Raw genomic sequence first — 26,977 nt, forward strand, 5'->3', positions numbered from 1 at the left:
ACTTTGACGGCTTTCGCTAAACTCTGATTCATACCCTTTGAACGATGGAAAATGCAACGCCGATGCTTCGGCAATATCTCGAGATCAAAAAACTGTACCCCGGAACGATCCTTTTCTTCCGGCTGGGCGACTTTTATGAGATGTTCAACGAGGACGCTCTAGTTGGCTCTCGTGAACTTGAGATTACATTAACCGCTCGCCACAAGGACACGCCAAATCCGATCCCAATGTGCGGCATTCCGCATCATGCAGCTTCAAACTACATCGCCCGCTTGGTCCGAAAAGGCTATCGCGTCGCCATCTGTGAACAGACCGAAACGCCTACCAAAGGAACAAAGCTCGTAAAACGCGAGGTCGTCCGGGTCATTACGCCCGGCACCGCGATTGACCCGCAACTTGTCGAATCAAAGGAGTCTGTTTACCTAGCAGCGATATACGGAAGCGGCGAAACTTTCGGAGCAGCTTTCCTTGAAACATCATCCGGTCAATTTTTAGCAACCGAGATCGTCGGAGCGGATTCACTTCAAAAGGTCTGCGGCGAGATCGAGTCTTACGCACCTCGCGAGCTTTTGTATCCACGATCGCTGGAAAAAGCAGTTAGGCAAGTATTTGGAGCGTCAAAAAATGACGTGGCACAGTCTCTTTTTGAAGACAACGGTTCGCCGAGATCGTCCGATGCATCATTGACGCTTACGCCGCTCGATGACGCAGAATTCGATCTTCGGGATGCGGAAAGCCTTCTCAAACGCCAGATGGAAGTGAGCGAAATTTCGGGATTTGGTCTCGGCGGGAAAAGTGCCGCGACAAGTGCCGCTGGAGCCTGTCTAAAATACGCGCAGGAAACGCAGCGTGCGACAGCTGGCCATATTTCCGAGATAAAATATTTCGAGTCCAACGATTTTCTCGTCCTCGATGCGGTGACGCTGCGGAATCTTGAGATATTTGAATCTCGCGGCGAAAAGAGTAAGAACACGCTTTTTGGCGTTATCGACGAGTGTATTACCGGAATGGGATCGCGGCTCTTAAAGCAATGGCTAACAAGGCCGTCGATCAAGCGCAGTGAAATTCAAACCCGACTTTCGGCGGTGACCGAACTTTCCGATCTGATTCTACGCGACAAGCTACGTTTCCTGATGAAGAACGTGAGCGATCTCGAACGTCTCATCGGCCGCTTAAACTACGGAACGGCAAGCCCTCGCGATCTGATCGCGTTGCGTCGCTCGATCGGCCAGGCTCCACTTGTAAATGAGACGCTGTCGGACGCGACTTCCCTGCTGCTTCAAGTATTGTCCGAGAACATTTTCGAATTGCCTGAGACACGCGATCTTATCGACCGTGCCATTAGTGATGAACCTCCCGTCAATGTAACCGACGGAGGTGTGATCCGCGATGGTTACGATGCCGAACTCGACGAGCTTCGCGGCATCTCGACTTCCGCGAAACAGACCATCGCTGCGTTTGAAGAAAAAGAGCGAACACGCACCGGAATTTCAAATCTAAAGATCCGTTTCAACAACGTCTTCGGCTACTACATCGAGATATCGAAAGGAGCTGTTTCACGTGTTCCCGACGATTACGAACGCCGCCAGACGCTCGCCAACGCCGAACGCTATTCGACGCCGCAGCTAAAAGAATGGGAGCAGAAAATACTCGGTGCCGAAGACCGCATCGCCCAGATCGAGACTACGTTATTCAAACAAGTTAGAGATAAAGTCTGCGAAGAAACGCGCAAACTACAGTCCACCGCAAGAGCATTTGCTACGTTAGACTCACTCTGCTCTTTGGCTGAGGTCGCAGCAAAAAGAAATTACGTTTGCCCTGTTTTGCATGATGGCGATGAGATCGAGATCAAGAGCGGCCGTCATCCCGTTGTCGAAGCCTCGCTTGGCACATCGTTCATTCCTAACGACCTTGTGATGAACAACTCGACCGACCGTCTGCTGGTCATCACCGGCGCAAACATGGGCGGCAAATCGACCGTCCTGCGTCAAGTCGCGATCATTCAGATCCTCGGACAGATCGGTTCGTTCGTCCCGGCCTCGTCGGCCAAACTTCCGGTCCTCGACCGGATCTGGACGCGTGTCGGAGCGTCGGACGATCTTGCATCGGGCCGCTCGACCTTCATGGTCGAGATGACCGAGACTGCCGCCATCCTCCACAACGCCACGCCGCGAAGCCTCGTCCTGCTCGATGAGATCGGACGCGGCACTTCGACCTTTGACGGATTATCTATCGCCTGGTCCGTCGCCGAGTATCTTCATAATTCACAGGAGCACTCTGCAAAGACCTTATTCGCCACGCACTATCACGAATTGACCGAGCTTGCCGAAAACCTACCCGGAGCAAAAAATTATCAGATAACGGCTGCCGAAAAGGACGGTAATGTTGTGTTCCTCCACAAACTCCAACCCGGCAAAGCCTCAAAATCTTACGGCATCGCCGTCGCCAAACTCGCCGGTCTGCCGCAAACAGTAATCGAACGTGCCAAAGGCGTCCTCGAGAAGCTCGAAAAATACGAACTCGCCGTCTTTGCCGACGAAAAGAAAACCGGCCTAGCCAAAGCCGCTGCGGGCCACGCCGCCTCGCAATATTCCCTCTTCGCCGTAACAAACGAAACCGCCATAGACGAACTACGCAACACCGAAATCACCACCCTCTCCGCCGAAGAATCCAAACAGCTTCTTACAAAGATCAAAGACAAGATCGTTTAATTACACTACGCAATTCTACCTTTGTAATCTTTACAATTCGCCCGTTTGTCGTCTATTATTTTGACGCACAAAATAAAATTTAAGAGGACAACCACATGTCGAGACCGCAACACGAATACGAAATGCCGGAGGACTACAAAAAGAACCTCGTGCATCTGACTGAGTTTCTTGAAGCTCGCGAAGGATATCGGGCGCAGATCAAGGAAGGTGTGGCGCGGGGCGTGCACGTTTCTCCCGCCGACAAGGCGACGGTTGATGAACAGCTACGCGAATTTGACCGGATCATCGACGGGTTGGAAAAAGGGCTGGCGGAGGAATACGACCGCTATAAAGCCGAAAAGGCGAGAGAAGCGGAGATGTCGGCATCGGTCGACCGGGCTTGGGAAGCCTCAAAGCGGCTCTACATAAGCATCAAACACCAAAAGCCGCATCTGCTCGAAAAGTTTACCGAAACCGTATTAGGCCCGATGCCCATCGAGACGCGCGAAGAATTCCTCGACAGCGTTGCCATCCTCGAAGCAACAAAACTCGACGCGATCCTAAAAGGCGAGGACGACTAGAGGTGACAACATGATCAACTATCAAAAAGTTTGGGCTGGTCTGGCTCACGAAGAGAAGTTAGCGTTTCGCGACCGTGCCATCAAGGCGGTTCAGGAGATCTATCCTCAGTACATTGTCCGTCCGCTTGAGCCGGGAGATGCAGATCGTTTTTTTGTGGGCAACAAACAGGACAATGTTCGTATCAATGTCCCGCTGCGCGACCTTTATGCACGGTACTCGATATCTGGCAAAACGCACGAAGATCTAAAAGACGCGATCTTTAATGAATATGCCGGAATGCTGAACATGGCAGAGGACGTATCTGTCGCGACAGAGGTTCCGGATTTCACTTGGGGCGATGTGAAGGACCTTGTGCGGCTCCAACACGTCCGGCTTAATGAGATCCCCGAGGGCAAACTCCATTATCCTTTTGGCGACGAGGTGGTGACAGCATTAGTGATCGACCGTCCTCAGCAAACGATAATGTACTGGATCACACAGGAAATGCTCGACTCGTGGGGAAAAACTATGGACGAGCTTTTTAAGCAGGCGATGGAAAACCTCGCCGATCTTTCCGAAGGCATCGAAATTGTCGGGACCAACACGCCGCGTAACGAACTGTGGCCGGAAAAGGGGCAGCAGTTTGTCACGACTTGTCTGCTTATTTCCCAGTTTCGCTATCTCATAGCACAGACCATAGGCTCGCCTTTTCGTTTTGGCATCCCGAGCCGTCATCGCTTTTACGCATGGATAGATATCGAAGACGAGAACTATCAGATCGAGATGAAGGCAAAGATGGAGCGCGAAATGGAACGTTATCCATCACCGTTGACCTCAAAAATATACGAGGTAGATGAACAGGGACAGATAAAGCTGGTAAAACCGCAACCCGAGATACCGCCCGTGCCCTTCACGATTAACAACTAACATCCTTGCGATTTTGATGGGATAACGTGATAGATGGCGACGACATTCTTGGCAAAAAGGGAAGCTAACGTGAAAGCCGAGTTTAACGGCGTCGAGATCAACGCCCTCTCTGCCGAACGGCTTCTCAAAAAGATCATAAGCAATAGAGCGGATTTTCCATTATGTGAGTTGACTGCGCTATTTTCAATCGGGTAATGACACAAGATAATGAAAAGAGTTGGCGATTTGTTATTGGTAAATCATTAAGGCAAAGTTGATGACTTCTTATCCCAGCAGTTGTCAAATTCTTCGCTAAAATGTTCAATTAATATTCGTTGCGGATCTTGAACAATGAACATTCCATATAGGTCCATTTTACCGTCTTCCTCAACTTGGTTAATCTGCCACAATAGTACTTTCTTATCTATAATGACGTAAGTTGTTGGGCGACGACGACTCATCAAACCAATTGAGCATGGGTGACCGCCTTTCTCCATGTTTCTGATTTTTTCAATGTGTGACTTATAGGGAGATTCGTTGCTAAAATCTGTCCATAGATCTTCAACAGTTTTAGCTTGAACAATTCGACGGTACTTAAAATCCTTATTTGGGGGAGGATTTTCAACAAGATTTTCTAAACTCTTAAAATATTCTTTCCTAGCATTTTCTACACCATTGTCATCGCAATTAGCTTCGGAAAGATAGGAAGTAAAAATGTCTATAGAATGCTCGCATTTTTTGATTTCATCGATAGCTTTTTCATAAATTTGGGTCTTTTCCTGATTTGCTTGGTCAATTAGCTCATGGACTTTCATGTATTCAATCTTTAGAATAGCCCCGTCGAGTTTGCCAACAGATTGGTTAATTGCATCTAATGACTTACTCGCATCTTGTAAAGAATCGCCGAATTTCTTAGTAGTGCCTTCAAGTTGAGAGCGCATATTACTAATAAAGATGTTCTGTTCATGTCGAGCGAAAAAAAAATGATAAATAAGATGAACCCCGACTACTAACGCTAAAAATTCACCGAGGTGTGAGATTACATAACTAATTGTGTCGATGGCAATAGATTCTCCAAAAACCATCAATAAAACGTTCTTAAGCCAAAAATTCAAACTAAACGCAAAACAGAAAAACACGATTAAAACAAAAGAATACCATGTGGTCCAAAGATTGTTTTCATCAGAACTTTTTGGGCTGTTTTGATCTATATTGGTATTTTTACCTATCATCAATTGATCGTTATCTTCCATATTATTTATGCTATAAGCTGATTAAAGTTAGCATTTAAAATTCACCCTCGTTGAGAGTACAAATTTCAAAATTTTGAGATGACTTGGTTGAATTAATCTCTTATAACATATAGGGTTCATATGTGCAATCAAAAGTTCAGCGTTCTGTTATGGATTGTTTTGTATAGTTCGCGACCAATCTTTGGCGACAAACCGCAACACCGAGATCAACACTCTGTCGAAGAATTCGAAACAGCTTTTCACACAAGGTCAAAGACGAGATCGTTTAATTGCGGATTCCGCATGCATAGTCTTTACATTTCGCCCGTTTGTCGTCTATTATTTTGACGCACCAATAAGGTCCAAGGACAACCACATGTCTAAACCAAAGAAATACAACGAAGGCTATCAGTTTGACGTGGGCGACAGGAAAACAACTATCGAAGGACTGTGAGTTTTAATCATTATAATGTGCGTCGAAGCAATTGAAGAAGAATCTCAAATTTTGTACACGAAGGGCGTGGAATTTAAAGAGATTGCCCGTAAGGAAGTGCATCATTTGGACAATTATATCCAAGCTGCTACACGCTTCTCCGAAGCGGCAACCAAACTGGAGTATTTAACAAATACGAACCAGCCGATAGATTTTGAAACACAATACTTCGTATATTCAAACTATTACCGTTTCGAAGAAAACGACTGTTTGGCCGCCTATTTCTATGAAAAACGTGATACAGATAAAACTGAGGAATTCAGGAATAAGGCTAACGAGCATTTAAAAAAATGTCTTTGCAAATTGGAGAATCTTCCTCAAGGTCTCTCTACCGAAGTTAGAGATACTTTGGGAGCACATATTCCTAAGTGGAAGTATTTCCTGCGATCTAGCGAAATTTCCGATTTCGCAAATAAGGCTAGGAAAAGCTTTGATAACTACTCGTTTGTCGAAGCTTTAGATTGTTATCGCGAAATGATTAGACTGGAGGAAATAAATTTAGAGCTTATCGACGGCCTATTCGATCCACAACATGGTAGGATCGCGAGAGGAAGGGCATTAGGATCCCATTCAAACGCTTCCGCTGCCATTGCTCTAATAATGATTAAGCGTCTTCAAGCAAACGGAGACTACGGCGCTCTAAATTTACCTTTTAATTCGTTGGTAGAAGTCCTACAGCACGAAAAAAATGCATTTCTTTTCGGTATGGAAGCCTTTCGACAAAATCCCGAATGGCAACAATACTATGATATATCGCAAGGTCGTTTAGAAAATATCAAAGAGGCTTTGAGGTCGAATGCATCTGATTGGAACAAATTGTATTTGGCCTTTGAGAATGATCCTGACTTATTAGGAATTATGAAACAGACAGATTTAGAACTTTACAAAAAAGCAGAAGCAAATCGAGTGTTTAAGGAAAACAAATACTTTAAATTGTGGGCTGTTGGCAGTTTTTGGTTATTTGTACTAGTAGTCGTTGTCGGTCTAGTTTTATTGATTCAAAATTTTAGTTCATCTTGGGGGTATTTCCTCGTTACTCTTGTCGGGGTGGAGGTGTTCTTTTTGCTGATTGGAGCATTCATCTTAAGAAGTGTTGGAGACCTTTCCGAAGCAAAGTTCTTAGAACTCGTTAAAATGGCTCTACAGTTTCAATTCAATATTTTCAGTGCTTCTAAAGACGATAAGGCGAAACTTGACGAATAAATCAATGCAACGGGGACGGTCTCCCGCTTGACACCAAACCCAACATATTTTATATTTCCTAAGTCCAAAAAAGCAGTACAAATACAAGGGGTATTTGGATAGGCGTTGAAGTAGTTTAGACAGTCTCTAGAAAGCCGGGTTTGTTGATAAGACGCGGTGAGATCGGGATGTTTTAGATAAAGCTGATCAGTTTGCATCCCGTTTGATCCGCGACCTTTCCACGTTTTAGGCGACATACCGCACTATCGAAATCTCCGACTTTTTTCTGGCTCTCAAGTTGGAACGCCCACGAACCATTCCCACACATCTAGCCGAGAATGTCATACGTCTGGTCTTGTTGTTGCATAGATAATAACGCGAACAATCTGTATGATTTTTCGTATTATGGGCCGTGTAGTGTGTTATTTGATAACTAATGCGGAGTGTTGAGTCTGATGTCTTTAGTCTTGAGCGTATCTACCGTTCCAGCGATGATCGCAAGGTTTTGGAGCGGTGAAATGCTGTAACGATACTATTTACAACATTTATGAATTTCGCAAGACGCAAACTTATTTTTTTCAAAAACCGTGGAATACGGGCATTTTGGGGGACTTAACTCATTTAATTGCCAAGTTTAGACCGTTCCACTTGATAGTGGAACGATCTGGAACGGTAATAGCGACAATGGTTGAAAAAACGATGGGACAGTTCGATGAAAACTTTTTTGTAAAATTTACCGGACAAGTCATTTTCTGGGCTGTAAACTATTGTGAATAAACAGTTTGCGTTGTCCGGTGGTGTCACCGGACAACACCGGACAAACGGACAAAAAAACCGTGGGACAGTGGGACACTTTGTGCACCGCTAAAGTAACGATGTGCTAGACACTTAAGAATCGGCTAATATATCATTATCCAATGAAGAATAATTACACAGCGGTCGTGAAACAGGACGGCGATTGGTGGATCGGATGGATCGAAGAAGTTTCGGGTGTCAATTGCCAGGAGGCTACGAAACCTGAGCTGTTGGAAAGTTTGAGAATTACTTTGGACGAGGCCCTGGAATTTAATCGTGCCGACGCTCGCAGGGTGTAATTATCTTGGCATTCCTTGACCCCAAAAGTGAGGTTATGATCGAACACCTCAATTCCCTTTCACTAGAACAAAAGATCGGCCAGCTATTTTTTATCGGCATCGCCGGACCGGAGGTTGATGAGGCGACCCAAGAGCTGCTCGACGAGGTCTCGCCGGGCGGTGTGTGTTTGTTTGCACGCAATATTAAAGAAGCACAGCAGACGAGAAACTTGCTTGACGAACTGCGTTCAACATTGCCTGTAGTTCCCTTTTTGAGTATCGATCAGGAAGGCGGCCTTGTTGACCGTCTCAGACGCATAATGACGCCGATGCCCGCCGCGAGCAAGATCGCTAATGCTCAAGACGCCGCTGAATTAGCCAGGATCATCGCCGAAACTCTTCGCATTCTCGGCTTCAACATGGATTTTGCTCCGGTCGTCGATGCAATGGACGAAGAGCGTTCAAAACATACCAATGGCCTTTTTTCGCGAACGTTTGGAAATTCAAAAGAAGAAGTTACCGCTTTCGCTGGTGAATTTTTACAAACGTTGCAGACAAACGGAGTTATTGGATGTCTAAAACATTTTCCCGGCTTGGGTGCTTCACAGGTTGATTCGCATGAAGAGTTACCTGTTGTAGATGTCGATGAATATTTGCTGTCGCATGTCGATCTATTTCCGTATCGCGAACTTATCGCTACTGGCAATGTTCGCGTCGTGATGGCTGCTCACGCGGCGTTTCCGCAGCATCCCTTGCAGGAACAGGACGAAAATGGCAAACTTTTACCATCTTCATTGAGTTACAACTTTGTAACCACCCTGCTTCGCGGCGAACTTCGGTTTGACGGCCTCTGTATAACGGACGATCTTGAAATGGGAGCAATTGTAAAAAATTACGGCATCGGCGAAGCCTGTAAAATGGCAGTCGCAGCCGGCAACGATATGTTGGCAATATGTGCGGATCCAAATGCTGTTCGCGAAGGCTATGAAGCAGTCTTGAAAGCAGTTGAGTCGCAAGAAATTAGCATGAATCGCATTGATGAATCGCTAGCACGCATTGCAGCATTGAAATCGAAACTATCACCGCCGCTTCCATTCGACACAGCCCAAATCGCCCAGCTCTCCGACGATGTCGCCGCTCTCAATGACCGCCTCAGCCGCTAAAGGAAAATCGAACTTATGCGTAAATTGATCCTTATCGTAATTGTCTTGTCGTTTTTTGCTATGGCGTCAAACTGCCGCCGCCGAGGCGGTGATGCGGTGACTGTAGCAATGCCTGAACAGTTTACGACTCTTGACACCTTGACGACAGTAAAATCCGATGCCGCCGCAGAACGGGTCAGAACTTTGATATTCAATTCGTTGGTTAGGAAGGATGCAAATTTCGATTATGTCGGCGAACTGGCAAGCGACATTAAAACCACGGAAGATGGAAAAACGATCACTTTTACTCTTCGCGAGGGTGTAAAATTTCACAATGGCACAGTCTTAACCTCAGCCGATGTGAAATACACCCTTGACCAACTGCTCCAATCCAACGGCTACAAGGCGGGCGGCTTTTTTGATACGGCGCCGGATACTTCGATAAATGTAGATTCAAACGCTCCGAAGACGGAACCAAAAAACGCAAATGCGAGCGTAGGAGCTGTTGTTAAGGTAAAGACAAAAAAGGTGCCCTATATGGACGGCGCGGTCGAGACGCCAGATCCCAAGACCGTCGTTATCAAAGTAGTCAGGCCATCATTCAGGAACAAGATCTTGTCGAATTTGGTCGCAATACCGATCATTCCTGAAGGGACAATCGGTCAACAAAAAGAAACGCCGCTGGGCTCTGGACCATTTAAGTTTGTCAACCTTGACACATCTCAAAATATCCTAGAATTATCCGGAAACGCCGAATATTGGGATTCGGCTCCTAAAGTGCAAAAAATGCGGCTAAAGGTTCTTCCCGATGCTTCATCATTGCAAGCTGAACTCCAAGCCGGGACAGTTGATCTCGCTCCTAATCCGTCAAATCTGCCACCGGATATGATCAATTCGATGGGACAATCGGTCAACCTTAAGGTCGATAAGTTTGACGGTTCTAATATTCAGTACCTTCTTTTCAATACTAAGGAGGGGCCGCTTGCAAATGTGCAGATTCGTCAGGCGATAGGTTATGCAATAGATCGAAAGAAAATAGTTTCGGACTTATTGCTGAATCAGGTTCGAATTGCAGATGCCGTTCTGCCTCCTGAGTCGTGGGCATTTTCGCCTGGTACGCAGTACACTTACGATCCAGCAAAGGCACAGCAGCTACTTCAAGAGGCTGGTTATAATAATGAACCCATTGTTTTCAAATACCGCGCTGGTGGAGCAGCTACCAGTCAATATTCTCAAGTAATACAAAGTTCTCTTGCGGAAATCGGAATGAATATTCAGATTGAAACATTGGATGGACCCACCCTTACCCAGCAGTTGGGATTGGGTCAATTTCAGATGTATACAGGTATTTGGGTAGGCGGCAACACTGACACGATCTTTTTGCGCGATCTTTTCAGCTCAGCGAAAATTCCGATTCCGGAACTTGTGTCTTGCTGTAATCGTGGCCGTTATGTTAATTCAGAGGTCGATAAACTAATCGATGATGCTGAAAATACGACAGACAAAGCCACAGCGAAAGCCCTATACACAAAAACCTGGAATATGATCAGCAACGACCTGCCCATGTTGCCATTATGGTATCCTGCAAATATCGTCGTTTCCAACAAACGCATCGGCAATATAAAAATGAGCGGCAGTGGCGATTGGGTCTTTTTGAAAGACATCACCGCTCAATAGTTAAACTATTGCAGGGTGTATAACTTGACAATTTCGGAGCAGTCGGTAAAATTATTGTTTGCCAAGCGGGAGTAGCTCAGTGGTAGAGCGCGACCTTGCCAAGGTCGAAGTCGCGAGTTCAAATCTCGTCTCCCGCTCCAGTTTTGAAAGGAGAAAGGCGAAAGGATAAAGGAGAAAGTGATTCGCTTGCTCAATCTTTATCCTTTCGCCTTCATCCTTTAACCTTCGGTTCGGCGGCGTAGCCAAGTGGTAAGGCAGAGGTCTGCAAAACCTTTATTCATCGGTTCGATTCCGATCGCCGCCTCCAATTAGATTCAACGACTCAAAGCGGCCAAGATGGCTGCTTTTTCTTTTGATGTATCGGTAGATCTTATACGTTTCACCTAAACTTTTTAGATCGAACATCGTACTATAAGCTTGAACAAGCGAAAAATGAATTACCGACCCAACTTGATACAGAAGATATATTTTCATGTCATGATCGCCGTGATGGCACTAGCTTGCGTTTTCGTCATACCTGTCAACGGTCAGAGTGACACAAAACAAGTGCCCATTGTGGTTCGACCCGGCGCTCCTGGGCAGCCAACCAAAACTCTGCCGCCTTCAACACGAGCCCAGTTGCCGCCGACTTCTAAGAAAGATGTTGAGTTTATGCAGGGTATGATCATGCATCACGCTCAGGCAGTTGAGATGGTGGAACTAATGGATTCGCGTGTTGATAGTAAAGAACTTCGTCTTCTCGGAGCACGTATTAGTCATTCGCAAGCGGAAGAGATGAGGTTTATGGAACGCTGGCTTGCGGTTCGAGGCGAATCCGCGTCAATGCAGATGGCCGGAGATATGCATCATCATATGCCAGGAATGGACATGTCGAGTCATAACATGCTTATGCCCGGAATGCTCACGCCAAAACAGATGGACGCTCTCAAAAATGCAAAGGGCAAGGAGTTTGATAGGCTGTTTTTGGCGGGAATGATACAGCATCACGAGGGTGCATTAGTGATGGTAAAAGAGCTTGTTGAAAAGCCAGGAACGGCGCAAGATTCTGAAGTTTTCAATTTCATTACAGATGTGGACAGCGGCCAACGTGCCGAGATCAGGATCATGCAGAAAATGTTAGGTAAAAATCGCTAGTGGAGAAAACTATGAATCGCACAAACAACATTCGTCTTATATTCGGGTCGGTACTTTTGCTTTTATTTTTTGTGGTTGGTGCTACGGCACAAAACGAAAACCCATTCGCACCACAGCCCGCTCCGCCATTGCCGGCGGGAATGACGGGCTCTAACCCTAACGATCCCCGTACCAAACTTTCGCCAGGGCTTTATGACGCAGGTGAAGCGGCCTTTGGCATTAGACATCTGGCGCTATTAAAAAAGCCAGGTGCTTTTGATCTCGGTGTCGATCCAAACAGCCCGAAAGTTGGCACCGCTTTGGGTGCGATGGGGATTGGCGATGCGTCCATGGTTCCCGCTCAAATGCGGATGGCTATCGCCGGTCTCGCATTCGCAAACTCCGACCTCGCGTTTCAAGGTAACCACCTGTTTCTTGGCAATTTTTATGGGATGAATATCTACGACATTTCCGATCCCGCGAAGACACAATTAGTGACTTCTATGCTTTGTCCGGGAGGACAGGGAGATGTCTCGGTTTACAAAAATCTGATGTTCATGTCGGTCGAGATGCCAAACGGCCGGCTCGATTGCGGTTCGCAAGGATTTTCGCCTGATCCTCCACCCGCAGCTGGACAGCAGCCTGGATTGCCTTCCGCCCAAAAAGATCGCTTTCGCGGAGTGAGAATATTCGACATTAGCGACATCAAAAATCCGAGACAGGTCGGCGCAGTGCAAACCTGTCGCGGTTCGCACACGCATACGTTAGTTGTTCCTCAGAATGATAAAGACCACGTTTACATTTACGTGTCGGGAACATCGTTCGTTCGTCAGAACGAAGAGCTCGCCGGATGTTCGGATGGCGATCCGGCCAAAGATAAGGAATCCGCTCGTTTTCGTATCGACATCATCAAAGTGCCGCTAAATGCACCAAAGGACGCGAAGATAGTTTCGACGCCGCGCATTTTCGGTGACGAAAAGACCGGCGCGATCAACGCCCTAACCGACGGCGGTTCGCACGACAATAAAGGTCGTCCCGTAGAAACCGATCAATGCCACGATATAACGGTATATTCACAACTCGGACTCGCGGCCGGTGCCTGCTCAGGTAACGGCATATTGCTTGACATCAAAGATCCCGCAAACCCGAAACGCCTGGATGCCGTGAACGACAAGAATTACGCATATTGGCATTCGGCCGCGTTTTCAAATGATGGCAAGAAAGTCGTTTTTACCGACGAATGGGGTGGCGGAATGGGAGCTCGCTGTCGCGAGAGCGATCCTAATGTCTGGGGGGCCGACTCGATCTTTCATCTGGAGAATAACAAGCTGAAGTTTGCTAGCTACTATAAGCTGCCAGCCGCTCAGAGCGACAGCGAGAACTGTGTAGCTCACAACGGTTCGCTCGTTCCTGTTCCCGGCCGAGATATTAAAATACAGGCTTGGTACCAAGGCGGCATCTCGTTAGTTGACTTCACCGATGCCGATCACCCTATCGAGATCGGATATCATGATCGCGGCCCGATCTACAAAGACATGCTTGTGCTTGGCGGTTCGTGGTCGTCATACTGGTACAACGGAAAGATATATTCGTCTGAGATCGCACGCGGACTCGATATATTTGAACTGACCCCGACAAAATTCCTGACCCAGAATGAGATCGATGCCGCTAACTCAAGAAATTTTTCCAGACTCAATGTTCAGAGCCAATCAAAACTTGAGTGGCCTCGTAGATTGGTTGTAGCAAAAGCATATGTCGATCAACTGGAGCGTTCAAAATCGATGACGGCGGATAAGATCGCTACCTTGAGGTCTGCTATTCAGAAGGCTGAGAGCGAGAAAAAACCAGGAAAACTCAGCGGTTTCGCGAAATCGCTCGAAAAAAGGGCCATTGGGACGAAGAGTTCGATAGATGCATCCAGAATGCGTGCATTGGCCGATATCCTTAAGCGGCCGGTATTTTAAGGAGAATAAAATGTTCGTTTCCCGACGTGATTTTATAAAAACTGCAGGTTTGAGCCTCGGCGTTGCTGCTCTGCCGGCGTGGGCGTACGAGGCCCAAACCGTTGCATACTTGGGCCTTGACAAAAATGCACTTGCCGACGCGGCCCTTGCCACGGCAAAGAAACTTGGTGCGAGTTATGCGGACATCCGCATAAACCGCTATCGAGTCGAGGCTGTTAGTACTCGTGAGCGACAGGTGCAGAATGTTTCGAGCGGCCAGAATTTTGGCTTTGGCGTACGAGTCTTAATAAATGGAACGTGGGGCTTCGCCAGCAGTCCGATCGTCACGCTCGATGAGGTCAAACGTGTGACAACTGAAGCCGCCGCCATCGCTAAGGCTAACTCCGTGATAACCGGTAAGAAGGTCGAACTTGTGCCAACGCCAAGAGTTGTCACGGGTTGGAAAAGTTCCTTTGAAAAAGATCCGTTCGATGTTCCGGTTGATGAAAAAACAGCGATCCTTTTGAAAATTAACGAGGCTGCCCTTGGCGTCAAAGGAATCAGTTTTGTGAGTTCGTCAATTGCGTCGGTGAATGAACAGAAGTATCTCGCAACGTCCGACGGTTCGCGGATCGAACAGTACATAATTCGCACAAATCCCAGTTTTACAGCGACGGCAACAAACCGTGCGACCGGTGATTTTCAATCTGTGGATTCGTTGCGCGAACCGCAGCAGATCGGCTTTGAGTACATGACGAAGCACGATTGGACAGCCGAGGCCAAAACTGCCGCCGAGCACGCTGTTATGAAGCTCTCTGCTCCGACGGTGGCTCCTGGCAAATACGATCTCGTGCTGCATCCGTCGCATTTATGGCTGACGATCCACGAAAGCGTCGGCCACCCTACAGAGCTTGATCGCGCATTACTGTGGGAAGCAAACTATGCGGGTACGAGTTTCTTGACACCCGACAAAACGGGCAAGTTGCAATTTGGCTCGAAGATGGTTAATTTTGTTGCCGACCGCACACAGCCGTTGGGAATGGCGACCGTCGGTTATGATGACGAAGCTGTTCCGGGCCAAAGTTGGCACCTCGTAAAGGACGGCGTTTTTGTCGATTGGCAAACTACACGCGACACGGCAAAACTCGTGGGCAAATCGAGATCGTATGGCTGTCTGCACGCCGATAGTTGGGGCAGCGTTCCCTTTCCGCGTATGCCGAATGTATCGCTCACTCCGTCAAAAGAAAACGTCTCTCAAGACGATCTGATCGCCGGTGTTGAAAAAGGGATTTTGATCTACGGCAACGGCAGCTATTCGATCGACCAGCAGCGTTATAATTTTCAATTTGGCGGCCAGACGTTTTGGGAGATCAAGAACGGCAAAGTCACAGGAATGCTCCGCGACGTGGCGTATCAATCGCGAACAACGGATTTCTGGGGCTCGCTCGATGGTTTGGGTGGACAGAGCACATACGAAATACCCGGTTCGGCAAATGATGGCAAGGGTCAGCCAAGCCAGTCAAACGCGGTCTCGCACGGCTGCCCAGCGGCGAGATTCAGGAATATCAATGTGCTGAATACCGCATCGGGTACGAACGCGGATGCAGCGGAGGATCACGAATAATGTTGTTAACCGAAACTGAAGTAAGGTCATTGACTGAAAAGATCCTCTCTATGGTCAAAGCTGACGATGCGTCGGCGAATGTCGGCAGTAGTAAGCAGTCGCACCTGAGGTTTGCTGCAAACAATGTTCTCACTAGCGGGACACGCATAAGCCGCACGGCCAGCATAGCGGTATGGATCGGCGGTAAACGCGGGTCTGCATCGACAAATGATCTCGATGACGCCAGCCTTCGCGCAATGGTCGACCAGGCGGAAAAGATCGCCCGCACTGCACCGACCGACCGCGAATACGTTCCCACGCTGGGACGTCAGACATACAAACCGGTCAACAGCTACTTTGAAGCAACGGCAACTCTTTCGCTCACAGATCGTGCAAAACAGGTCGGTGCGATCCTCGCCGAGTTTGAAAAAAACAAAGTGATGGGAGCAGGTTTTCACAACGCCAATTCTCAGGCCGGCGGCAGCGCGACGAAGAACGGCAACTTTGAATTTGAGCGTTCGACCGGCGTCGGACTGTCGATTACTGCAAGAACGCCGGACGGCCAAAGCTCAGGCTATTTTCTCCGCAGTCATAACGACATTGCAAAGCTCGACACGATGCGCATCGCCCGCGAATCTATCCGCAAAGCACTCGAAGGTAAAAATCCCCGGGCGATCGATCCCGGTGTTTATACGGTCATTCTCGAGCCGCAGGCGGTTGCCGATCTGCTTGGAGGCTTTGGCTTCGGATTTAACGCAAGGACGGCCGAGGAAGGCCGCAGCGCATTTTCGGCGCCGGGCGGAAAGACAAAGCTTGGTGAAAAGATATTTGACGAAAAGGTGACTATCTATAGTGACCCGTGGCATCCTGAACTTCCCGGCTCGCAATCAGCTCAAGGCGGTATTCCCGCTCAGCGTATTGAAATGGTGAAAGACGGTGTCCTGAAAAATTTGCAATACAATCGTTTCTGGGCCAAGCAGAAAAACGTAGAGCCAACGCCCGGACCCGTAAATACGATCATGGAAACGAACGGCCCAAGCAGCACACTCGAACAAATGATAGCTTCAACCGAACGCGGCATCCTCGTCAGCCGGCTTTGGTATATCCGTCAAACCGATCCGCGCACTGCGAGCAGCACCGGATTAACGCGAGACGGTGTTTGGTGGATCGAGAATGGCAAGATCGCGTATCCGCTCAAGAATTTCAGATTCAATCAATCTACCATCAAGATGCTCGCGCCAGGCAACGTGCTGATGGTCGGCAAATCCGAGCGCGTTGGCTCAAGCGAAGGCGGCGGAGGCTCATTACTACCTGCGCTAAAGCTAAAGGAATTTAACTTCACTTCGCAATCTGAGGCTGTCTAAAATACAATTTAGCCACGAATGACAAGACTAGCACGAATAAAATAAATAATTCGTGCCATTTGTGACATTCGTGGCTAAAAAGTTTTACTAACGAAGTGAGGAGTTAAGTTTAAACAGTGCATCCGAGCCTGGACATAAAATTTCTTTACTGAGTTTATTCAAAGGCTGTTCGCTCGTCGCGAGCATATCGTGCAGGTCGTTGCAATCGTCATCAATATAGAGCAGGCCGGTTAATATCTCCCCTTTTTGCTTTGCCCGCTGCATCGCATTGATCGCAGAGAATTGATTCATCGGATCCCAATCTTTTTGCAGTTTGTGCAGCCGTATCTCCGACCCGTCGTGCATTGTTATGTCTGATATGTCGCCAGCTTCGTAACTCGCTGTGATCTCACGCATCAGCGGCACAAAATCCATGGTCGATGTTGCCTCGACGTGTTCGCGAACGTAATCGTACGATTTTGTTGAGCCAGTATTGTTGTTGAATGTCACGCAAGGCGAGATAACATTCAAAAAAGCAAACCCTTTATGCTTCATCGCGGCTTTGAGCAAGGGCGTGAGCTGTTCTTTGTCGCCGGAGAAGCTCTGACCGACAAATGTCGCTCCAAGTTCAATTGCGAGGCTTGCAAGGTCTATCGCCTCGAATAAATTGACGCTTCCAGCTTTGCTTTTCGATCCTGCGTCTGCGGTCGCGGAATCCTGGCCTTTTGTCAGGCCATAGCAGCCGTTGTTCATCACGAGGTAAACCATATTCAGGTTTCGCCTCACGACATGCACGAACTGCCCCATCCCGATCGAAGCCGTGTCGCCGTCACCCGAGACGCCAAAATAGATCAGGTCGCGGTTCGCGAGATTCGCTCCAGTTGCAACGCTGGGCATACGCCCATGCACCGAATTAAACCCGTGAGAGTTCGACAAAAAGTATGCCGGCGATTTCGAAGAACAGCCGATGCCCGATAGCTTAGCCACCTTGTGCGGCTCGATGTTCATCTCCCAACACGCCTGAACAATAGCCGCGTTAATAGAATCATGCCCGCACCCCGCACAAAGCGTCGAAAGCGAACCCTCATAATAATCGACCGTGTACCCAAGGTCGTTCTTCGGTAGTGCCGGATGTCGAAATGTTGATCGTAAGTAGGTCATACTGTTGTCGCTAGGTTGCTAACTCTATAATTTCCTTTGTGGCCTTTTGCCGAAAGCGGCTGTTATTCCATATGTATCGCGTTCGCGTAAATCGTTTCTGTTGCCCATCGGCTTCGTCCTTTTTCTGTGGTCCGAATAACTCGACTATGAGACTTCCTTTTTCGGAATACACTTCACGTAGACCTCCATCAGCCCGATCACCTGTCGAAAAAGACCACAACGGCGATGGACGTTCCGAACGAAGAGAATAAACATAAACTACGCCAGGAATTGCCGACCCTCCAGTTTGAATGCTCATACTCACGATCGCTTCTTCGATTCCGTCTCCCGTAACGTCACCATATGTTACGCGACTCAGCGTGACGCCCATTTGATCCTTAGTGCATTTAAATTCACCGTTCGTCAAGGTAAATTTTCGCTTCGGTTGAACGGGGTCAATCATGTCCGGTGGCCAAGGATATGTGAAGTTAGCAAAATCTACAGAGCGTATGGATTGTAGCTGTCCAGTAGAAGACAACACGAGACCCGCGAATAACAATAAAACAAAAACGAAAATTCGACCGATGGTCACGAAACAACTCCTTTAATCTGCCCGTAAATATTATCCGCCGTGATCGGCATACCATCGTAGTTCAAAACAGAGATCAATTTCGATGCATCGACGCCTAAATCGATCATCATCAGGCTTTTGAATTGTGCATCGCGGTTTTGCTCGATGACAAAGATGCGTTCGTGGGTGTCAACAAAATCTTGGAAAGATTTGCTAAACGGGAATGCACGGGCACGCATAGCGTCGAGGTGAATTCCCTCTTCCGCGAGAAACTCTAACGCCTCCTCGGCGGCGTACGTGGATGTGCCGAAATAAATCACTCCGTCACTCAACCCAGTCGCTGCTGCTCCAGGTTCTGACTTAATGTCGTCGCGTCTCTGCGGTGAATAAAACTCCGGTTGCGGGACGAGTTCCTTCGCGGTGTCCCATTTACGCATCAAGCGTTCCATGTTGCGTCGATAAACGTCGCCGTCCTCGGTATAGACGGCGTATTCGTCGCGGGATGAGCCGCGGGTGACAAAGGCTCCGTAGGTGGTGTGAGTGCCGGCGATTGTGCGGTACGGGATACCGTCGTCGTCTATGTCAAGATAGCGACCGAACTTGCCCTTGAACTGCTCAAGCGGCTGGCCTGCGGTCTCTTCACTGCCGTCATTGCCGGGAAGGTCGGCGTGATGGCCATTTCCGTTACCCTCGATGGCTGCGGCTCTGGTTTCTGAGATGCGATCAAGCTGTTCGGTGGTCAAAACCTTTCCACGATCAAACGCACGCGTATCGTTCCAGACAAGTGAATCGGTGACATGATCGTTCATGCCGAGGTCGAGGTCGGTCATGATGATGACAGGTGTTTGGAGGCGTTCCGTCAGGTCAAAGGCGTCAGCTGTCATCTCAAAGCACTCTTTTGGAGAGGCTGGAAAAAGTAAAGGATGTTTAGTGTCGCCGTGCGATGCGTAGGCGGCAAGTAGAATATCAGATTGCTGCGTTCGCGTCGGCATACCGGTCGAAGGTCCTGTCCGTTGGACGTCTATCAGAACGGTCGGCACCTCGGCGAAGTAGCCCAACCCGAGGAATTCGTTCATCAGCGAAACTCCCGGGCCGCTTGTGGCGGTGAATGCTCGGGCTCCATTCCAGCACGCTCCCATCACCATACCGATCGCGGCGAGTTCGTCCTCGGCTTGGACGATGGCGTAATTGTTCTTGCCCGTTTCGGGATCGACGCGGTATTTCGCGGCGTATTTCGCAAACGCATCGACGACCGATGTCGAAGGCGTGATCGGGTACCACGCGGCTACGGTCGCACCGGCGTATATTGCCCCGAGCCCACATGCCGAGTTGCCGCTGAAAAGTATCTTGTCACCGAGCAGGTCACGAGTTTCGAGTTTCAGGTCGAATGGCTTGTCAAAATTGTCACGCACCCAGTCGATGCCGAGCTGCAGAGCTTTGTAATTAGGTTCGATCAACTTTTCTTTGCCTTTGAACTGGTCCTGAATAAGCCCTTCGAGCACCTTGAAGTCCATCCCAAAGAGCACAGACAGAGCTCCAATGTAAACAATGTTCTTAAATAGCATCCGCTGACGAGGGTCACTGAACGCGGCATTAACAAGGTTCATCAGTGGAATGCCAATGAGCGTGATATCGGTACGCTCATATGAAGGCGGCAAAGGCTTCGACGAGTCATAAAGAAAGTATCCGCCCGCGTGTACGTCCGCATAATCTCGCTTCATTGACTGCGGATTGACCGCGATCATCAGATCGATGCCCTCTCGTCTCCCCAAATAACCTTTCTCCGAGACACGCACCTCGTACCAAGTCGGCAAACCCTGAATATTCGAAGGGAAAATGTTCTTCGGCGTCACCGGCACGCCCATCCGAAACACCGCCTTCGTAAACAAAGCATTAGCCGACGCCGAACCCGTGCCATTGACGTTCGCAAATCTAACTACGAAATCGTTTATCTTACTCTCATTCATTCGCTTTCTATTATATCGCTATTCTGGTCCCGCCGTAATTAGCACTCATTCACTTAGTCTAAGTCACCGCAAACGAATTTATAGCCTGTGACCCTTGCGACGTACTTTTGTCCCGGATGTTCTTCGCCAGCCGTCGTCACGCGGAGTTTGTTGCCGTAGGCATCCTCGAATAAGAATGCGCAAGGATCCAGGCCGGTTCCAGCACACTCCTCTATTTCCCAATAGCCCTTTTTCCAAAAGATTTTGGCACTACCGTAAGAAATTCTTGGATTTGTAATGTCATTGTGATGAATCGTTGGGTACGGTTGCCATCCTGCTCGCAGAAGCCTTGGTCTCGCCTTGTGATAGGTCAGGTCTAGAACAAACGGAAGTTTGGCGTGTTTTTGAGGAGCACATGGAGTTTGTCCAAATATCAGACCTGGAACTGTCGCCAGTATCAGCACCGAGCTAAAAAATCGCCTTGCTATTCGCATGTTGTTCCTCCCTTATTGATAAACATTACTACGCCGTTCTCAGTATCTTCTCCATCTTTTTGCCTTTCGCGAGTTCGTCGCTCAGTTTGTCGAGCTGGCGGATCTTTTACGTTAGAGCGTCTTCGATGTTTTCGACGCGCATCACCGCTTTCTTCGTAGCCAGAATTCCCGTTGACAGCAATAGAACGAGCATGATCACAAAGCTACCGCTAAAGGTCATGATTTCATTGAATGAGCCCACGAAGGCGGTTGATGGATTCATAAGCTCGTAGCTTTCGAGAACTGCACCGACCAGGATACTAGATGCCGGCATTATACCGGTAACCAGCAGTGGCCAATTGTTCCTCCGATCTTTTAGGAAAAAGAGGATTCCGATAATAAGGCGAATAACGAGACCCGTTATCGCGGCATATGCGAATCGGTAAAAGGTTTCCGGGCCTTCGATCTTGAACTGAGGAACAAACGCGAGAAGCAGGAAAAACAGAGCGACCCCCGTGAATGCCAGCACCGTGCTCAGGAGAAACGCTCCATGCAATGCCCTTCTTTTCCTAACAACAAAAGCAAGCAGGATCAAGACCGCCACTTCAAACGTGCCCATCACGTTTTGCACAAACAAAGGGTCGCCTTTACCCGAGATCACGCCCTTGTTCGCAGAATGAATTGTCATCACCGCCGTAGTCGCTACGAACAAAGGCCCAAAGAAAAGAATCAAGAGCCCGATACTCTTATGGTTCAGGAAGCCCTTCTTTCCGATGAGGTTGAGTTGCAGGAGCAGCAAGATCAACCAGACAAAGACCGTGATGACGTGGAAAAAGTGGTACGCACTAGGCTTCGCCTCGGGACCTAAAAAGATATTCCAGAAGCCGCCAGCACTCGCAACCATCGCACCAATCACGAGCACGTACTCGAATCTGTATTTCTTAAGATTCGTCATTTAGTGGATACGCCCGCTTCGAACTAGATCGCTCCATTCCGTTCTATCTGCACGAAGTTACCGTACTTCACTTCGCCGGCTTTGGTGACGTTGTACCAGAATTTTTGCATGTCCCAGGCGGCGGTGGGGCAGCGTTCTGCGCAGAGGCCGCAGTGGAGGCAGACGTCTTCGTCTTTGACCATGACGCGGCCGGTCTTGAGGCCGTCGGCGACGTAGATGTCTTGGGTTAAATTTAGTGCCGGAACCTTCAGACGCGGACGCAGTTCAGGCTCTTCGCCGTCCGTCGTGAACGTGATGCAAGCCGTCGGGCAGATATCGACGCACGCGTCGCACTCGATGCACTTCGGAGCGTCAAAGACGGTCTGCACATCGCAGTTGAGGCAACGCTCGGCCTCTTTGTAACCGGCGAGCGGATCAAAGCCCATCTCGACCTCTTGCTTGCGGCTCGCGAGCGTAATTGCCTTCGGCGCTTGCGGCACGACGAGGCGGTCGTATTCGTCGATCTCGCTGTCATACGCCCATTCGTGGATGCCCATCTTTTGCGAGACAAGATTCACCATCGGGTGAAGCCGTTCGTTAACGAGATCTTTACCGCTGCACAGCAAGTCGATAGAAACAGCCGCCTGATGCCCGTGAGCAACCGCCGTGATGACGTTCTCCGGACCAAATGCCGCATCGCCGCCGAAGAAGACTTTGGGATTGGTCGATTGGAACGTCGTCTTATCAACAACCGGCATTTCCCACTTGTCGAACTCCAGCCCGGCGTCACGCTCGATCCACGGAAACGAGTTTTCCTGGCCGACAGCAATAAGAACATCGTCTGCGGGATAAAACACATCATCTTCGCCCGTTGGAACGAGACTGCGTTTGCCATTCTCATCAAAAACAGCTTCGACCTTTTCAAACGTCATCCCGACAAGCTTGCCGTCTTCGATAACAAAAGATTTTGGAACGTGGTTGTCGATAATGGGAATATCTTCGTGCTGAGCGTCTTCCTTTTCCCAAGGCGAAGCTTTCATCGAAGCAAACGGCGAACGCACAATTACCTTCACGTCTTCTCCACCTAAGCGCCGTGCCGTGCGGCAGCAATCCATCGCAGTGTTTCCACCGCCGAGAACGATCACGCGTTTGCCGATCTTTTCCGTATGTTCAAATGCCACGCTGCCGAGCCAGTTGATGCCGATGTGAATATTCGCCGCACCTTCCTGTCGTCCCGGCAGATCGGGCAGGTCGCGGCCTCGAGGAGCTCCGGTTCCGACAAACACCGCGTCGTAATCCTGCTCAAGCACCCCTTTCAGCGAATCAACATAATGTTTGAAATGCGTATGAATTCCGAGATCGAGAATGTAATCAACCTCTTCCTCAAGCACGCGTTCAGGCAGACGAAACGCCGGTATCTGCGACCGCATAAAACCGCCGCCTTTGATCTGCTCGTCAAACAGATGTATCTCGTAACCAAGCGGAGCAAGATCTCTCGCAACGGTCAAAGAAGCCGGTCCCGCACCGATCAAAGCGATCTTCTTGCCGTTCGGTTTAAAAGGCGCCTGCGGCATCAGGTGTTTTACTTCGTCTTTATTGTCAGCCGCAACGCGTTTCAATCTGCAAATAGCAACTGGTTCTTCGTCGATGCGTCCGCGTCGGCAAGCCGGTTCGCATGGACGATCGCATGTGCGTCCCAAAATGCCGGGAAACACGTTCGAATCCCAGTTGATCATGTACGCTTCAGTATATTTACCTTCGGCGATCAGGCGGATGTATTCCGGTACAGGCGTGTGCGCGGGACATGCGTACTGGCAATCCACCACTTTGTGAAAATATTCCGGATCTTTTATGTCGGTTGGCTTCAAATCGTTTAGTTCCTTTGTATCAGGTGTTTACATCAAAATAATAAATGATGTTCGAAATCTTTGCTAGCCGAAGCTCGAAAGAATTATCCACGAAACTCACGAAAGCCACGAAAAAATCAAATTATTTCTGTTTCGTGCATTTCGTGTGTTTCGTGGGTAAAATAAGTGTCAATTTCAACCATATGAGAAAACTAATCGAATGTGTTCCAAATTTCAGCGAAGGCCGTGATATGGCGGTTATCAAACAGATCACCGACGAAGTCGAAAAGATCGATGGCGTTAAGCTGCTTGATGTCGATCCCGGTTACTCGACCAATCGAACGGTCGTGACATTCGTCGGAACGCCCGACGAGATCGTCGAAGCCGCGTTTCAAGCCGTCAAAAAGGCGCAGGAACTTATCGACATGCGTCATCACAAAGGCGATCATCCGCGTTTTGGAGCGACGGATGTTTGTCCGCTCGTTCCTATCTCAGGCGTTACGATGGAAGAGGTCGCGGAGTTTGCACGTAAACTTGGAAAACGCATCGGCGACGAACTCAACATTCCCGTCTATCTTTACGAGAACGCCGCGACCGAAGAAAAACGCCGCAACCTCGCCAATTGCCGTGAAGGCGAGTACGAAGGATTGAAAGATAAGATCGGTTCGTCAGATTGGAAGCCCGACTTCGGTCCGGCAGAATTCAATGAAAGTGTCGCGCGTTCGGGAGCCGTAGCGGTCGGTGCGAGAGATTTTTTGATCGCGGTAAATTTTAATCTCAATACGACCTCGACGCGGCGAGCGAACGCGATCGCATTTGACGTTCGCGAAAAAGGCCGAGCAAAGCGTGAAGGCAATCCGATCACCGGCAAGGTCGTGCTGGACGAGAATGGCGAGCAAGTGATGATCCCTGGCACCCTCAAAGGCACAAAAGCCATCGGCTGGTTCATCGCGGAATACGGCATTGCACAGGTTTCGATGAATATCACCAACCTTTCCCAGACGCCGCTGCATATTGCCTTTGACGAGGTCAGCGAAAAAGCGGCGAAGCGTGGCCTGCGTGTCACGGGGCTTGAGATCGTCGGCCTTGTCCCTAAAAAAGCGATCATTGACGCCGGAAAATATTATCTGACAAAACAAGGCCGCTCGCTCGGCGTTACCGAGGCTGAGATTATCAAGATCGCCATCAAGTCGATGGGGCTCGATGATCTAAAACCTTTCGATCCGAACGAGAAGATCATCGAATACGTTCTAGCCGCAGGAGAACAAATGAAAAAGCTCATCGATATGACCTGTGCGGAATTTGCCGACGAGACCGCTTCCGAATCGCCCGCTCCCGGCGGCGGCTCGATCTCGGCTTACATGGGTGCTCTCGGAGCCGCGCTCGCGACAATGGTCGCCAATCTCTCCTCGCACAAAGCCGGCTGGGACGACCGTTGGGAAGAGTTTTCCGACTGGGCAGTCAAGGGCCAGCAGATCAAGGACGACCTGCTCGCTTTGGTCGATGAGGACACTAACGCCTTCAACAAAGTAATGGACGCCTTCGGCCTGCCCAAAACGACCGACGAAGAAAAAGAGGCCCGAACATCTGCCATTCAGGAAGCAACAAAATACGCCACCGAGATCCCTTTCCGCACAATGCAGCGCACCTTCGACGCATTCGAAATAATAAAAGCGATGGTGGAGTCAGGAAACCCCAACTCAGTCACCGACGCCGGAGTAGGAGCCCTCTGCGCCCGCTCCGCCATTATGGGAGCCTACCTCAACGTAAAAATAAACGCCGCGGGATTAAAGGACAAAGCCTTCGCCGACGATCTCGTAAAACGCGGGGCCGAGATCGAACAGCAAGCGATCCAACAGGAATCCGAGATCATGGCCCTTGTGAACAGCAAGATCGGTTCATGACATAAGGATCACTTCGCAATTCGCTGGGTTTCGTTGATAATACCGACGTTTGGTGTATTATCAATCGCGTTGGTGTTAATCAATAGTTGGGCTTCTTCCGGTGATTAACGTACAAAGAAATGGAGAGAATATGGTGAGATCAAAATTAGCCACGCTTGCAGTGCTCATGATGGTTTTCATGATGCTACTGTTATGCGCCTTGCAAACAATTGCTCAGGATAAGTCGAAACAGGCAACTTACGATAAAGGTGTAAAGTTGATTAAAGAGGAAAAGTACGACACTGCTATCGAAATCTTTAAGGGAATCATTAAAGTTGACCCGAAGAACGCGAATGCGCTGGTGCAACTTGCCAATGCATATCGTGGCGCAGGACGCTTTCCAGATGCGCTAGAATCCTACAAGCAAGCACTTCAGCTTAAGCCGAATTTTGCTGATGCGCTTTATGGCCTGGGTGTGACTCATGGTATGGCAGGCTCGCCCAAAGATGCCGTTACTTTCCTGAAAGAATCCATCAAGCGCAATCCCAAATATGATAAGGCCTATTACAATCTTGGTGTAGCCTACTCCGATCTGGGGCAATTTGCAGAAGCCGCTGAAGCGTTCAAAGAAGCCACGAGGCTCAATGATAAAGATGCGGATTACTTCTTTAATTTGGGGGTGACATATCGGCAACTCAATAAATTGAAGGAAGCGGAAGAGGCTTTAGCTCAGACCGTGTTGTTGAAACCACAAGACAATGAAGCTCGCTATCAACTTGCATTGGTGTATCTGGCGCAGGGCAATCGAGGTTTTGCGACGATTCATTATCTATATTTGGAGAAGTCGAGTCCTGAACATGCAGAAAAGCTCAAAGAATTACTCTTCAACAAGTAAGGCTAGATGCGAAGAGGCGTAGCCCAACAAGTCCTTCGACGTGACGTGAAGTTAGCATGTCTTTCATCGCTAGACTTGTCCGTTTCGGCGGTTCGTGCGCACCGGTCAATTCCATCATTAGCCGTCACTCCGATTGCAACAACTGCTCCCGTGACGACCTTCGCTAACAACAATGTAAGTTCAAGCCCGAAATGTTCCAGCCATTTGATAAATTGCAGATAGTAAACCGTCCAGCAGATCCTCGACGGCGTACGAATGAACCTTCCGCTAGTCGAAGAAGTCACCAAGAAAGCCCAAAAAGCCAAAAAAAGATGCCCAGCCACGCTTTTC

21 protein-coding genes, 2 tRNA genes and 1 pseudogene are annotated in these 26,977 nt (G+C 48.8%); 16 read left to right on the top strand and 8 right to left on the bottom strand.

All coding sequences use genetic code 11. The features are described from left to right. Nucleotides 1-44: 44 nt before the first annotated feature. The 4 genes from mutS to IPL32_15160 all read left to right on the top strand — a co-directional run bounded on the left by mutS (nt 45) and on the right by IPL32_15160 (nt 4,373). A complete protein-coding gene (gene mutS, locus IPL32_15145) occupies nt 45-2,711 on the top strand; it encodes a DNA mismatch repair protein MutS (GenBank protein MBK8467156.1) in 2,667 nt (888 codons plus the stop codon). Between the two features lie 95 nt (nt 2,712-2,806). Then, complete coding sequence (locus IPL32_15150) at nt 2,807-3,271, top strand: hypothetical protein (protein MBK8467157.1); 465 nt, start codon at nt 2,807-2,809, stop codon at nt 3,269-3,271. 10 nt (nt 3,272-3,281) lie between these two features. After that, nucleotides 3,282-4,178: a hypothetical protein gene (locus tag IPL32_15155; GenBank protein ID MBK8467158.1), complete on the top strand. Its 897-nt coding sequence runs from the start codon at nt 3,282-3,284 to the stop codon at nt 4,176-4,178. Nucleotides 4,179-4,211: 33 nt separating this feature from the next. Continuing rightward, nucleotides 4,212-4,373 (top strand): hypothetical protein, encoded by a 162-nt coding sequence (locus IPL32_15160; GenBank protein ID MBK8467159.1) that lies wholly within the window; start codon nt 4,212-4,214, stop codon nt 4,371-4,373. A gap of 47 nt (nt 4,374-4,420) precedes the next feature. On the opposite strand, the gene IPL32_15165 is transcribed toward IPL32_15160, so the two are convergent. Continuing rightward, complete coding sequence (locus IPL32_15165) at nt 4,421-5,410, bottom strand: hypothetical protein (protein MBK8467160.1); 990 nt, start codon at nt 5,408-5,410, stop codon at nt 4,421-4,423. A gap of 448 nt (nt 5,411-5,858) precedes the next feature. On the opposite strand from IPL32_15165, the gene IPL32_15170 reads away from it, so the two are divergent. The 10 genes from IPL32_15170 to IPL32_15215 all read left to right on the top strand — a co-directional run bounded on the left by IPL32_15170 (nt 5,859) and on the right by IPL32_15215 (nt 16,979). After that, the gene (locus tag IPL32_15170; protein ID MBK8467161.1) at nt 5,859-7,085 is read left to right on the top strand and encodes a hypothetical protein; all 1,227 of its coding nucleotides are present in this window, start codon (nt 5,859-5,861) and stop codon (nt 7,083-7,085) included. Between the two features lie 896 nt (nt 7,086-7,981). Further along, nucleotides 7,982-8,158: a type II toxin-antitoxin system HicB family antitoxin gene (locus tag IPL32_15175; GenBank protein ID MBK8467162.1), complete on the top strand. Its 177-nt coding sequence runs from the start codon at nt 7,982-7,984 to the stop codon at nt 8,156-8,158. 35 nt (nt 8,159-8,193) lie between these two features. Next, entirely contained in the window at nt 8,194-9,300 is a 1,107-nt protein-coding gene (locus IPL32_15180; protein ID MBK8467163.1) for a glycoside hydrolase family 3 protein, read from the top strand. A gap of 15 nt (nt 9,301-9,315) precedes the next feature. Beyond that, complete coding sequence (locus tag IPL32_15185; protein ID MBK8467164.1) at nt 9,316-10,956, top strand: ABC transporter substrate-binding protein; 1,641 nt, start codon at nt 9,316-9,318, stop codon at nt 10,954-10,956. Between the two features lie 65 nt (nt 10,957-11,021). Next, a tRNA-Gly gene (locus IPL32_15190) sits at nt 11,022-11,096 on the top strand. Between the two features lie 92 nt (nt 11,097-11,188). After that, a tRNA-Cys gene (locus tag IPL32_15195) sits at nt 11,189-11,263 on the top strand. Between the two features lie 125 nt (nt 11,264-11,388). Next, nucleotides 11,389-12,090 carry a DUF305 domain-containing protein gene (locus tag IPL32_15200; GenBank protein MBK8467165.1) on the top strand — a complete coding sequence of 234 codons (702 nt, stop codon included), beginning with the start codon at nt 11,389-11,391 and terminating at the stop codon, nt 12,088-12,090. 11 nt (nt 12,091-12,101) lie between these two features. After that, nucleotides 12,102-14,033, top strand: a complete 1,932-nt coding sequence (locus IPL32_15205; protein ID MBK8467166.1) for a hypothetical protein — start codon at nt 12,102-12,104, stop codon at nt 14,031-14,033. A gap of 10 nt (nt 14,034-14,043) precedes the next feature. Continuing rightward, nucleotides 14,044-15,636: a TldD/PmbA family protein gene (locus IPL32_15210; protein MBK8467167.1), complete on the top strand. Its 1,593-nt coding sequence runs from the start codon at nt 14,044-14,046 to the stop codon at nt 15,634-15,636. Then, nucleotides 15,636-16,979, top strand: a complete 1,344-nt coding sequence (locus IPL32_15215; GenBank protein MBK8467168.1) for a TldD/PmbA family protein — start codon at nt 15,636-15,638, stop codon at nt 16,977-16,979. Before IPL32_15210 ends, IPL32_15215 begins: the two co-directional genes overlap by 1 nt. Nucleotides 16,980-17,066: 87 nt before the next feature. Here the strand turns inward: IPL32_15215 and IPL32_15220 are convergent, their stop codons facing one another. From IPL32_15220 to IPL32_15245, 6 genes and pseudogenes are all read right to left on the bottom strand, one after another. Next, entirely contained in the window at nt 17,067-18,119 is a 1,053-nt protein-coding gene (locus IPL32_15220; protein ID MBK8467169.1) for a 2-oxoacid:ferredoxin oxidoreductase subunit beta, read from the bottom strand. A gap of 10 nt (nt 18,120-18,129) precedes the next feature. Continuing rightward, a complete protein-coding gene (locus IPL32_15225) occupies nt 18,130-18,561 on the bottom strand; it encodes a hypothetical protein (GenBank protein ID MBK8467170.1) in 432 nt (143 codons plus the stop codon). 125 nt (nt 18,562-18,686) lie between these two features. After that, nucleotides 18,687-20,636: a 2-oxoacid:acceptor oxidoreductase subunit alpha gene (locus IPL32_15230; protein MBK8467171.1), complete on the bottom strand. Its 1,950-nt coding sequence runs from the start codon at nt 20,634-20,636 to the stop codon at nt 18,687-18,689. 53 nt (nt 20,637-20,689) lie between these two features. Further along, nucleotides 20,690-21,109, bottom strand: a complete 420-nt coding sequence (locus IPL32_15235; protein MBK8467172.1) for a hypothetical protein — start codon at nt 21,107-21,109, stop codon at nt 20,690-20,692. 28 nt (nt 21,110-21,137) lie between these two features. Then, nucleotides 21,138-21,248, bottom strand: a pseudogene (locus IPL32_15240) (DUF2200 family protein). Between the two features lie 818 nt (nt 21,249-22,066). After that, nucleotides 22,067-23,890: an FAD-dependent oxidoreductase gene (locus IPL32_15245; GenBank protein MBK8467173.1), complete on the bottom strand. Its 1,824-nt coding sequence runs from the start codon at nt 23,888-23,890 to the stop codon at nt 22,067-22,069. A gap of 182 nt (nt 23,891-24,072) precedes the next feature. On the opposite strand from IPL32_15245, the gene ftcD reads away from it, so the two are divergent. Next, entirely contained in the window at nt 24,073-25,773 is a 1,701-nt protein-coding gene (gene ftcD / locus IPL32_15250) for a glutamate formimidoyltransferase (protein MBK8467174.1), read from the top strand. A 130-nt stretch (nt 25,774-25,903) separates the two neighbouring features. Beyond that, nucleotides 25,904-26,647 carry a tetratricopeptide repeat protein gene (locus IPL32_15255; protein MBK8467175.1) on the top strand — a complete coding sequence of 248 codons (744 nt, stop codon included), beginning with the start codon at nt 25,904-25,906 and terminating at the stop codon, nt 26,645-26,647. Between the two features lie 2 nt (nt 26,648-26,649). Here IPL32_15255 and IPL32_15260 read toward each other — a convergent pair whose 3' ends face one another. Next, the gene (locus tag IPL32_15260) at nt 26,650-26,970 is read right to left on the bottom strand and encodes a hypothetical protein (protein ID MBK8467176.1); all 321 of its coding nucleotides are present in this window, start codon (nt 26,968-26,970) and stop codon (nt 26,650-26,652) included. Nucleotides 26,971-26,977: the final 7 nt, after the last annotated feature.

Origin of the sequence: Chloracidobacterium sp. (assembly GCA_016711345.1) — a bacterium.
GTDB lineage: Bacteria > Acidobacteriota > Blastocatellia > Pyrinomonadales > Pyrinomonadaceae > OLB17.

Excerpts from the sequence above, each read along its gene's own strand:
- IPL32_15150 (MBK8467157.1), top strand. The coding sequence starts at position 2,807 with ATGTCGAGACCGCAACACGAATACGAAATGCCGGAGGACTACAAAAAG.
- IPL32_15230 (MBK8467171.1), bottom strand. The coding sequence starts at position 20,636 with ATGAATGAGAGTAAGATAAACGATTTCGTAGTTAGATTTGCGAACGTC.
- IPL32_15200 (MBK8467165.1), top strand. The coding sequence starts at position 11,389 with ATGAATTACCGACCCAACTTGATACAGAAGATATATTTTCATGTCATG.
- IPL32_15155 (MBK8467158.1), top strand. The coding sequence starts at position 3,282 with ATGATCAACTATCAAAAAGTTTGGGCTGGTCTGGCTCACGAAGAGAAG.
- IPL32_15160 (MBK8467159.1), top strand. The coding sequence starts at position 4,212 with ATGGCGACGACATTCTTGGCAAAAAGGGAAGCTAACGTGAAAGCCGAG.
- IPL32_15235 (MBK8467172.1), bottom strand. The coding sequence starts at position 21,109 with ATGCGAATAGCAAGGCGATTTTTTAGCTCGGTGCTGATACTGGCGACA.
- IPL32_15170 (MBK8467161.1), top strand. The coding sequence starts at position 5,859 with ATGTGCGTCGAAGCAATTGAAGAAGAATCTCAAATTTTGTACACGAAG.
- IPL32_15175 (MBK8467162.1), top strand. The coding sequence starts at position 7,982 with ATGAAGAATAATTACACAGCGGTCGTGAAACAGGACGGCGATTGGTGG.
- IPL32_15185 (MBK8467164.1), top strand. The coding sequence starts at position 9,316 with ATGCGTAAATTGATCCTTATCGTAATTGTCTTGTCGTTTTTTGCTATG.
- mutS (MBK8467156.1), top strand. The coding sequence starts at position 45 with ATGGAAAATGCAACGCCGATGCTTCGGCAATATCTCGAGATCAAAAAA.
- IPL32_15210 (MBK8467167.1), top strand. The coding sequence starts at position 14,044 with ATGTTCGTTTCCCGACGTGATTTTATAAAAACTGCAGGTTTGAGCCTC.
- IPL32_15215 (MBK8467168.1), top strand. The coding sequence starts at position 15,636 with ATGTTGTTAACCGAAACTGAAGTAAGGTCATTGACTGAAAAGATCCTC.
- IPL32_15220 (MBK8467169.1), bottom strand. The coding sequence starts at position 18,119 with ATGACCTACTTACGATCAACATTTCGACATCCGGCACTACCGAAGAAC.
- ftcD (MBK8467174.1), top strand. The coding sequence starts at position 24,073 with ATGAGAAAACTAATCGAATGTGTTCCAAATTTCAGCGAAGGCCGTGAT.
- IPL32_15165 (MBK8467160.1), bottom strand. The coding sequence starts at position 5,410 with ATGGAAGATAACGATCAATTGATGATAGGTAAAAATACCAATATAGAT.
- IPL32_15205 (MBK8467166.1), top strand. The coding sequence starts at position 12,102 with ATGAATCGCACAAACAACATTCGTCTTATATTCGGGTCGGTACTTTTG.
- IPL32_15180 (MBK8467163.1), top strand. The coding sequence starts at position 8,194 with ATGATCGAACACCTCAATTCCCTTTCACTAGAACAAAAGATCGGCCAG.
- IPL32_15225 (MBK8467170.1), bottom strand. The coding sequence starts at position 18,561 with ATGATTGACCCCGTTCAACCGAAGCGAAAATTTACCTTGACGAACGGT.
- IPL32_15255 (MBK8467175.1), top strand. The coding sequence starts at position 25,904 with ATGGTGAGATCAAAATTAGCCACGCTTGCAGTGCTCATGATGGTTTTC.